General features: G+C 72.6%; 7 protein-coding genes. 4 read left to right on the top strand and 3 right to left on the bottom strand.

The genetic code is table 11. From position 1 onward, the window contains the following. Positions 1-24: 24 nt before the first annotated feature. Together ACFQ6X_RS10215 and ACFQ6X_RS10210 are read right to left on the bottom strand one after the other, a co-directional pair. Complete coding sequence (locus tag ACFQ6X_RS10215; protein ID WP_383178829.1) at positions 25-801, bottom strand: ABC transporter ATP-binding protein; 777 nt, start codon at positions 799-801, stop codon at positions 25-27. Positions 802-811: 10 nt separating this feature from the next. Further along, positions 812-1753 (bottom strand): ABC transporter permease, encoded by a 942-nt coding sequence (locus tag ACFQ6X_RS10210; protein ID WP_383178805.1) that lies wholly within the window; start codon positions 1751-1753, stop codon positions 812-814. A 141-nt stretch (positions 1754-1894) separates the two neighbouring features. On the opposite strand from ACFQ6X_RS10210, the gene ACFQ6X_RS10205 reads away from it, so the two are divergent. Further along, the gene (locus tag ACFQ6X_RS10205; RefSeq protein ID WP_383178802.1) at positions 1895-2500 is read left to right on the top strand and encodes a TetR/AcrR family transcriptional regulator; all 606 of its coding nucleotides are present in this window, start codon (positions 1895-1897) and stop codon (positions 2498-2500) included. Between the two features lie 27 nt (positions 2501-2527). Here the strand turns inward: ACFQ6X_RS10205 and ACFQ6X_RS10200 are convergent, their stop codons facing one another. Beyond that, on the bottom strand, positions 2528-5935 hold the full coding sequence (locus tag ACFQ6X_RS10200; protein WP_383178799.1) for a CDP-glycerol glycerophosphotransferase family protein: 3408 nt from the start codon (positions 5933-5935) through the stop codon (positions 2528-2530). A 101-nt stretch (positions 5936-6036) separates the two neighbouring features. Between ACFQ6X_RS10200 and ACFQ6X_RS10195 the strand changes: the two genes are divergently transcribed. From ACFQ6X_RS10195 to ACFQ6X_RS10185, 3 genes are all read left to right on the top strand, one after another. Beyond that, complete coding sequence (locus tag ACFQ6X_RS10195) at positions 6037-8067, top strand: CDP-glycerol glycerophosphotransferase family protein (RefSeq protein WP_383178796.1); 2031 nt, start codon at positions 6037-6039, stop codon at positions 8065-8067. A 91-nt stretch (positions 8068-8158) separates the two neighbouring features. Next, positions 8159-8893 (top strand): methyltransferase domain-containing protein, encoded by a 735-nt coding sequence (locus ACFQ6X_RS10190; RefSeq protein WP_383178793.1) that lies wholly within the window; start codon positions 8159-8161, stop codon positions 8891-8893. Positions 8894-8904: 11 nt separating this feature from the next. Beyond that, positions 8905-9816 (top strand): TylF/MycF/NovP-related O-methyltransferase, encoded by a 912-nt coding sequence (locus ACFQ6X_RS10185; protein WP_383178790.1) that lies wholly within the window; start codon positions 8905-8907, stop codon positions 9814-9816. The last annotated feature ends 5 nt before the right edge of the window (positions 9817-9821 follow it).

Genomic DNA, 9821 nt, shown 5'->3' with positions numbered 1-9821 from the left:
CCATCGGCCCGTCCGGCGGTCGTGTCACTTCTTCTTCGCGGGGGCGGTGAACTTCTCGTACTCCGCCACGACGTCCTTGGCCGGACCGTCCATCCGCAGTGTGCCCGCCTCCAGCCAGAGCGCCCGGTCGCACGTATCGGTGATGGACCGGTTGCTGTGGCTGACGAGGAAGACCGTGCCGGCCTCCTTGCGGAGCTCCAGGATCCGGTCCTTGCTGCGCCGCTGGAACTTCGCGTCGCCCGTGGACAGGGCCTCGTCGATCAGGAGGACGTCATGGCTCTTGGCGGCTGCGATCGAGAACCGCAGCCGGGCACCCATGCCGGAGGAGTACGTCCGCATCGGCAGCGTGATGAAGTCGCCCTTCTCGTTGATGCCGGAGAAGTCGACGATGTCCTGGTAGCGCTCGCGGATCTGCTCGCGCGTCATGCCCATGGCCAGCCCGCCGAGCACGACGTTGCGCTCCCCGGTCAGGTCGCTCATCAGGGCGGCGTTCACGCCGAGGAGCGACGGCTGGCCCTGGGTGTGGACCCGGCCCTTCGTCGGGGGCAGCAGACCGGCGATGGCCTTGAGGAGCGTCGACTTGCCGGATCCGTTGGAACCGATCAGGCCGATGGCCTCGCCCTTGTACGCGGCGAAGCTGACGCCCTTCACGGCGTGCACCTGGCGGGCGCCGCGCGGCTGCCCGCGCGACACGATCCGGTTCAGCGCGGAGGTGGCGCTGCCCCTCCCGGTGCGGGCGCCGTTGACCGTGTAGGTGATGTGGACGTCGTCGACGACGACGGTGGGAACTCGCATGTCCATGTCGGGGGTGTCAGCCACGTCCGTACCGCTCCTCGGCCTTCCAGAAGTACACGAAACCGCCGATCCCGCAGACGAGCGCCCAGCCCGTCGCGACGGCCCATACGTGCGGGGGCAGCTGCGCCCCGGTGAAGCTGTCGATGAGCGCGTACCGCATCAGGTCGATGTAGACGGCGGCGGGATTGCACTCGAGGGCCAGCAGGACGAGCTGCGGGACCCGGTCGCCCGTCAGCAGTGTGTCGAGGCTCCACATCACGCCCGACGCGTACATCCACGTCCGCAGGACGAAGGGCATCAGCTGGGCGATGTCGGGGGTCTTCGCGGCCAGCCGTGCCATGACCATGGAGATCCCCGTGTTGAACAGGGCCTGCAGGGCGAGCGCCGGGATCGCCAGCAGCCAGGACGGCCGCGGGTACTGGCCGAACACGAGCAGGATCATGAAGAGCGCGCCCAGCGAGAACAGCAGCTGCTGGAGCTGCTGGAGGGCCAGGGCGATCGGCAGGGAGGCGCGCGGGAAGTGCAGGGCGCGCACGAGTCCGGTGTTGCCGCTGATGGCCCGGGTGCCCGCCGTGATCGAGCTGGAGGTGAAGGTCCAGATGAAGACGCCGGTGACGAGGAAGGGCACGTAGTCGGGGACTCCGTGCTTGGTGTTCATCAGGACGCCGAAGATGAAGTAGTAGACCGTCGCGTTCAGCAGCGGGGTCATGATCTGCCAGATCTGGCCGAGCTTCGCCTGGCTGTACTGCGCGGTCAGCTTGGCGGTGGCGAACGCGGTGATGAAGTGCCTGCGCCCCCAGAGCTGCCGGACGTACTCCCCGAGCGAGGGCCGGGCCCCGCTGACGGTCAGCCCGTGCCGGGCGGCGAGCGCGGCCAGCTCACCGGGTTCGTGCACGGGGAGGAGGAGGGGAGAAGCGGGGTCCACCGGGGCCGGCGGGGCTGCTGTCTGGCTCACCACGATCGCTTTCGACGGAGGCAGGAGGAACAGGGCGAGGCGGATTCGGCGGATGGGACGGCACCGTATCGTCGCAACGCTGACACTAGGACGTATGTACGTCGCAACGCAACCGTTTCGTCGTTACGGACTATCATGCGAACCATGACCACCGAACGGGGAACCAGGCGCCGCACCCCGGCAGGCGCCGCCGTGCTGCGCGAGGACGTGACCGACGCCATCCGCGGCGCCGTCTTCGAGGAGCTCGCCGCGGTGGGTTTCGCGCGCATGTCCATCGAGGGCATCGCCCGGCGGGCAGGCGTCGGCAAGACCGCCGTCTACCGCCGCTGGAAGTCCAAGCTCCACCTCGTCCTGGACCTGGTCGCGGCGGTCGCCGCGCAGGGGATGCCCGCACCGGCGACCGGTTCGCTGTACGGGGACGTGCGCGCCGTGCTCGAACTCGCCGCGTACGCCCTGCGCCACCCCGTCGCCTCGCAGGTCATCCCGGACCTGCTGGTCGAGGCGGCGCGCAACCCGGAGATCTCGGACGCCATCAAGGCCGCCCTGCTGGATCAGCAGCAGGGTGTGGCCGCCGTTGTCGTCCGGGCGGCGGTGGCCCGGGGCGAACTGCCCGAGGGCAGCGATCCGGACCGGGCGCTGGACCTGATCGTCGGGCCGCTCTACTGGCGCCTCGTCGTGGTCCGCGGCGATCTGCCCAAGGGGTACCTCGACGACCTCGCGGCATCGGCGGTCCGGGCGCTCAAGGCCTGAGAAGGCCGCCCGGACCGCCGGCAGCGCTCAGGCGCCGCCGCCGAGCAGCCGGTCCGCGACCCGCCCCGCCGCCCCGCCGTCGTCGAGGTCGCAGTGTTCCCGCCGGAAGCTCTCCAGCGCGTCCGCGTGCAGGGCGGCCGACGCCGGGGTGGCCCGCAGGGCCTGGGCCACCTCGTCCGTGGTGACGAGCAGGGGGCCCGGCGCACGGGTCTCGAAGTCCAGGCAGAAGCCGCGCACGGTGTCCCGGTAGTGCTCCAGGTCGTAGGTGTGGAAGAGCACCGGGCGGCCGGTGAGTGCGAAGTCGAACACCAGGCCCGTGTAGTCGGTGACCAGGACATCGGCGATCAGCAGCAGCTCCGCCGTGCAGGGGTGCGCGGAGACGTCGCGCAGCGCCGGGCCGGCCGGCAGGCCGCCCGTCACCCGCGGATGCCTGCTGACCAGGACCGTGGTGCGGCCGTCGAGCGACCGCACCAGCGCAGGCAGGTCCAGCGCGGGCTCCCAGCGGTACAGCCGGGGCGAACCGGCCGGGATGCTGCCCGGCGCGTGGGCGAGATGGTCGCGGTACGTCGGGGCGTACAGCACCACGCGGTGGCCCTCCGGGATGCCGAGCTGCCGACGTACCCGTTCGGCGGTCTTGTCCCGGCCTGCCGCGAACAGCAGGTCGTTGGCGGGTGAGCCCGCCTCCAGGACCTCGCCGCCGTAGGCCAGGGCGCGCCGCAGGTGCGGGGTGGCGAAGCGGCTGGGGGAGACCAGGACCGACCACTGGGCGGAGCGGTGCGGCAGCGAGGCGAGGTCCTGGTGGTCGGCGTACAGGGTGTCGGCCAGGTCCAGGCCGAACCGGCCCAGCGGGGTGCCGTGCCAGGTCTGTACGACCGTCTGCTCCGGACGGCGCTCGAACCAGGCGGGCAGTGGACCGTCGGTGACGATCCGGCGGGCCCGCGCCAGCGCCTCGTACCAGGCGGTGCCGTGCGCCACGACGGGCACGGCGGTGGGCGGTACCCGGTCCGCGCCCGCGGCGGATCCGTCGGTGACCCAGAGGTGCTCGACATCGGTGGTCCGGCGTACGAGCTCGGCGTGCACGGCGAGTGGGGAGTCACCGCCGGTGTACAGGACGGCGTCCCGGAGCGGCAGCCTGCGCTGCGCCGGGTAGTGCGCCGTACGCAGACGGCCCTGGCGGTACGCGCCCCGCTCGGACTCGCCGAGCGCCGGCTCCGCGTGCACGGTCAGCCGGTCGCCGTGACGGCGGTCGAGCCGGAACCCGGGGGTGGGCCCGGCCGTCGACCCGGGGGTGGACCCGGCGGTGGCGGCTCGGACCGGCAGCCGGGCGGCCAGCGAGGCCCCCACGCGTACGGGCCGGCCGTCCAGGTGCACCTCCCAGTCGCCCTCACGGGGCGGGCGGGGGAGCAGCGCGGAGAACCGGTCTCCGCGCCGTTCGGCGGGGACGGCCACCGTCCCGCCCAGGGTGCTGTGCCGCAGGACGAGCGCCCCCGGGGCGTACGGGGACCCCTCGACGAGCAGCCCGCCGCCCGGTGCGGGCTCCGCGTGGTCCACGAACGGGTGGCCGGTCACATCGAGCACCAGGTGGCCCGCCGCGTCCGCGAGGGCCGGTGGCGGCAGGTCCGGGGCGGCGGCGAGCGGGACACGGGTGCCGCCGGTCACGAGGGCGGCGCGCCACCGGGTTCCCGGCTCCGGGGCCACCTCACGGGGGGTGCGGTGCGCACCGGGCGGCTCGGCGGCCAGCTGTGCGAGGGGGATCCGTACGGTGAACAGGCCGCCGTCCCCGTGCCGCACGGGGACGCTGTGCTCGGCCGCCCCCTCCCGGGTCAGTACGAGGGCGGTCGGCCGGGCGGTCCCGTGCAGCCGCCCGGTCAGCTCCAGGGTGTCGTGCCCGCCGTCGTGCGCGAGGGCCAGGGCGGGCAGCTGCGTCACGGTCAGTTCGAGCCTGCCGTCCCGGTAGCCGAGCACCGCCCGCCGCCCGTCGTCCAGGTCGTGGACGAGCGGCTGGGCGGCTGCGGCGTCCACCGCGCGCAGGGCCGCCCGCCGCACGACGCCGTGTCCGGCCACCACGACGCCCACCATCCGGCTGCCCGGCCCCAGCCGCTCCGGGTCCAGGACCATGTCGAAGCCCGCGTAGTCGTAACAGTGCAGCTCCTGACCGGAGTCGGCGGTCGCCCGGGGCATCCGGACCGTGCGTACGGGCACGGCACGCAGCCGCCTGCTCCCGGCCGTACGGAGCACTCCCGTCTTCAGCGAGTGCCGGGCCGCCTCCGCCGGGAGGTTGCGGATGTACGCGTACCCGCGGAGCGTCAGTTTCCCGCCCTCGCCCCAGGAGGCCCCCACCAGTCGTGCCACCGCGGGGAGATCGCCCCGGCCCAGCCGCGCGCCGATGCCGCCGGCGACCGCCGGGTGGACCGCCCGGCGCCGCCCCGGCAGCCCCTCCACCGCGAACGTCCCCGCTCCGTTGGTCCGTTCGAAGGCGAGGACGGCCAGCAGTTCGTCCAGCCTGCGCTCGCGCACCAGCTGCCACCTGATGCTGGCCTCGGCCGGCAGCCCGGCCTGCGCCGCGCTGCCCGCGCGGTCGAGGAAGGCGCCCGCGCCGGCCATGAACGCCGTGCGGTAGGCGGGGCCGCCCATCGTGAGCCCCTCCAGGAAGTACACGAAGTCGTCGCGCAGACAGGACGCGTCGTACCGCCGCCGCTGCACGGGATCCCGGCCCGCCAGGAACGCGCTGACCTGCTCACAGGCCTCGATCCGGTCCCGTACGCCCTTCACGTCCGTACGCCGCCGGGTGATCGAACCCTCCCGCACCCGCCAGTAGTAGACGTGTTCGCGCAGCACATCCACCGATCCGGCGAGGTAGTGCGCCGGGATCATCACGGGGGTGTCCTCGTAGAGCTTGCCCACCGGGAATGTGAACGCGTGCCGGTCCCAGAAGGAACGCCGGAACACCTTGTTCCAGGCGACCCGGTCGGACAGCAGCCGGGCGTCGCGGGTGATGTGGGTACGGGGGCGGTCGGCGGTCAGCCACCGGTACTGCCAGGCCTGCTGCCTTCCCTGCTCGTTCAGCCGCCACACATTGCCCGTCGCCAGGTCCGAGCCGGTCGACTCCAGGGAGGCCACCATCCGTTCGTACGCGTCGTGCACGACGATGTCGTCGCTGTCGGCGAACGCCAGGTAGGGGACGCCGGGGGTGGTGCGGGCAACCCCGGTGTTGCGGGCGGCGCTCAGTCCCGCGTTGGGCTGGTGGACGCAGCGGAAGCGCGCGTCCCGGCGGGCGAAGTCCTCCGCGATCCGGCGGCTGCCGTCCGTCGATCCGTCGTCGACGAGCACCACTTCGAGCGCGTCGAGGGTCTGGCCGGCCAGGGAGGCGAGGCACTCCTCCAGGTACTCCTCGACGTTGTGCACGGGGACGACGACGCTGAGGAGTGGCTTCATGTACGGCTCAACCCGGGTGAGCGCCCCGGGTCACCGACGCTGACCCGAACGGGTGAATGTTCGTCCCGGGGGGTGTGGGGTCCGCACTACGCTCGGCTGCCATGCTCCTCAGTGTTGTCGTGCCCGTCCACCGCGTTCAGGGGTACCTGAGGGCGGCCCTGGAATCCGTGATCGACCAGTCGGTACGGGACTGGGAGCTGATCGCCGTCGACACCGGCCCGCCGGACGGCGGCCTGGCCATCGCGCAGGAGTTCGCCGAGCGCGACCCCCGGGTGCGCGTACTGCACCGGGACGGTCCCGGCGAGCCGGACGCTCCCGGGGACCTGGGCAATCCCGGGGACCTGGGCGCCGCCCGCAACGCCGGGGCCGCCGAGGCGCGCGGGACCTACCTGCTCTTCCTCGACGGGGACGGCCTGCTGCTGCCGGGCGCGCTGGCGGAGATCGCCGAACGGGTGGCGGCGGACAGGCCGGACGTGCTGAGCCTCGGCCACGACCGCATCGACTGGTGGGGCGAGGTCCGGCCGGGAGACGCCCTTCCCGCGGCCCACAAGCAGCTCTTCCGCCGTGCGTTCTGGACCGCTCACGGACTGCGCTTCACCGAGGGGCCGTACGACGAGGTCGTGCCCGTCCACCGCGCGGCCCTCCTCGCCTCCGACGCGGGCACCCTCGCCGCACTCGACCGGGTCTGCGTGCGCCACCACCTGCGCCGCACCGGCACGTTCGCCACGACTCCCGGCCGCGCGCACTTCGCCGTCATCGACGCGTACGGGCAGCTGGCCACCGAGACCGGCGGCGACCCCCGGGTCCGGGCCGCCCGCACCGCACACCTGAGGGCGGTGCTCGACGACCCCGGCCGCATCACCCCCGCCGACCGTGCGGACTTCTTCCGTGCCGCAGGGCTCTCCGGCCGGTACGCCGCACACCGCGCCCGGGGAGCCGTCGTCGCCCGGCGCACGCGGGCACGAGCCGCCCTGCGCGCGGGCAGGAAGTCGCTGCGCGCCCGCGTGATGCGCGCCGCCTACCTCCTGGACCTCCGTCGGCCGCTGGACCCCGGCCTCGCCGTGTACGGGGCGTACTGGAACCGGGGCGTCGCCTGCAATCCCGCCGCGATCTACGCCAAGGCCCGCGAACTCGCCCCGCACATCCGCGGGGTCTGGGTCGTCTCCTCCCGTCACCGCGACCGGATGCCGCCCGGGGTGCCGTACGTGATCGAGGGCTCCCGCGCCTACTGGCGGACCATGGCCACCGCCACGTACCTCGTCAACAACTCCAGTTTCCCCGGGGGGTTCACCAAGCGCCCCGGCCAGATCTACCTGCAGACCCACCACGGGACCCCGCTGAAGACCATGGGCCTGGACCAGCGTCCGTACCCCGCCCTCACCGGCGGTGTCAGCTTCGAGCGGATCGTCGCCCACACCGATCAGTGGGACTTCAGCCTGTCGGCCAACCCGCACACCACCGAGGTCTGGGACCGCGTCTACCCCTCCTCGTACGAGCACCTGCCCCTCGGCTACCCGCGCAACGACATCCTCTTCACGGCCACCCGGGAGCAGGCCGAGGAGATCCGCGCCGGCCTCGGCATCGCCCCCGGCCGTACCGTCCTGCTGTACGCGCCGACCCATCGCGACTACCGCAAGGGCTTCGTCCCCCGTCTCGACCTGGAGAGTTTCGCCCGCGCTCTGGGGCCGGAGTACGTGGTGCTGGTGCGGGCCCACTACTTCTACGGGCGCGCGGCCGGGCTCGGCGCGGGGGAGCGGGTCGTCGACGTCACCGGACACCCACGGGTCGAGGAACTCTTCCTGGCCGCCGACGGGCTCATCACCGACTACTCGTCCCTGATGTTCGACTACGCCTGCCTGGACCGCCCGATCATCACCTACGCCCCGGACTGGGCGGCCTACCGTGCCGCGCGCGGTACCTATGTCGATCTGCTCTCCGGCCGCCCCGGCGACGCTCCCGGGGCCGTCGCCACCACGGAGGACGAGCTGCGGGAGCTGCTGCTCAGCGGGGCGTGGCGGTCGCCGGAGACCGCCGTGCTGCGCGCCGCGTTCCGCAGCCGGTTCTGCCCGTACGACGACGGGCACGCGGCGGAACGCGTCGTGCGGCGAGTTTTCCCCGTCGTCCCGGACTGACGCCTCGCATCACCCGTACGGGGCGACCCCTCCGTACCCCTTCGTCGTTGTGTTCAACAGCGCGCGCACACCGCAACGTTGGGAGAAGGCCATGCACAGGTCCGCCTACGAGCAGATGGAACTCTGCATCCAGGAGTATCTGCCCAAGTCCCGCAGGCACCGCGTCGTCGACCTCGGTTCGCGGATCTCGGGCAAGCAGACCCGTACGCACCGGGGGCTGCTGGCGGGCCACGACATCGACTACTTCGGTGTCGACGTGCTCGACGGGCCCAACGTCGACGCGGTGATGAGGCGGCCCTACCGGATCCCCGCCAAGTCGCGCAGTGCCGATGTCGTCCTGTCCGGCCAGGCGTTCGAGCACATCCCGTTCTTCTGGGTGTCGATGCTGGAGATCGCCCGGGTGCTGAAGCCCGGCGGCTACGCCTTCATCACCGCTCCCTCGCGCGGGCACGCCCACGACGCGCAGGACTGCTGGCGCTACTACCCCGACGGCTTCCGTGCGATGGCGGCGCACTCCCGCCTCGAACTCTGCGAGGCGTACACGGACTTCCCTCCCACGAAGGGCATCTGGCACGACTACGGGTCCATCGACACGAAGGCCGCCTACTGGGGCGACTCCGTCGGCGTCTTCCGCAGGCCGCAGCGCCATCCCCGGCCGGTGGTGCGGCTGAGGAGCCGGCTGGCGATGTTCGCCGTGCGGGAGACGGCGGTGTGGTGGGCCAACCGGGTCGGCGGAGTGGACCGGGTGCCGCTGCCGCACCCACTGGACGGGCGGGAGCGCTGCGGGCGCCCGGAGAGCCGGCCCGTCACATCAACGGCAGGTTGACGAAAGATGACATGAGCCGCAAAACGCGCGTACCCTCCGGCGGCATGGCTTGGCGCAACGCCGTCAACGGCGTCCTTCAGCAACTCACCGGGTACCAGCTCAGGCGCGCGGCCGTGCCCGCTCCCCGCTCCGCCCCGGCACCGACGACGGGCTCGGCGGACCGACAGCCGGCGGCGGCGCCCCCGGCGGAGCGGTCTGCGGCGAAGCAGCCTGCGGCGGCGAAGAAGCCGGCAGCCAAGGCCGCGCCCCGCTTCCCGGCGGACTACGACGACGAGGCGAAGGACATCATCCGTGCGGTCAAGCCGTACACGATGACCTCGCCGGAGCGGCTCAACGCCTTCGTCCTCGCGACCCGGCACATCGTCAAGCACGACATCCCCGGCGACATCGTCGAGTGCGGTGTCTGGCGCGGCGGTTCCATGCAGGCCTGCGCCAAGACGCTGCTGTCGCTCGGTGAGACCGGCCGCGACCTGTACCTCTTCGACACGTACGAGGGCATGACCCCGCCCACCGCGGAGGACCTGCGGCGCGACGGCCGGCCGGCCCAGGAGCTCCTGGACGCCCAGGGCAGGGACCGGCCGATCTGGGCGGTGGCCTCGCTGGAGGACGTACAGGCAGGGTTCGAGAACGTGCCGTATCCGAAGGACCGGATCCACTACGTGCAGGGCAAGGTCGAGGACACCGTTCCGGAACAGGCGCCCGGGCAGATCTCGATCCTCCGTCTGGACACCGACTGGTACGCCTCGACCAAGCACGAGCTGGAGCACCTCTATGCGCGTCTGGTGAGCGGCGGGGTGCTCCTGATCGACGACTACGGGTACTGGCAGGGATCGCGCCAGGCCGTCGACGAGTTCCTGGAGGAGACCGGCGCGCAGCTGCTCCTGCTGCGCATGGACGAGGGCCGGATCGCCGTCAAGCCGTGAGCGGT

Origin of the sequence: Streptomyces sp. NPDC056452, from assembly GCF_042796085.1 — a bacterium.
Classification (GTDB): domain Bacteria; phylum Actinomycetota; class Actinomycetes; order Streptomycetales; family Streptomycetaceae; genus Streptomyces.
Note: the sequence above shows the minus strand (reverse complement) of the source record. Positions and strands in the feature narration are given on the sequence as shown.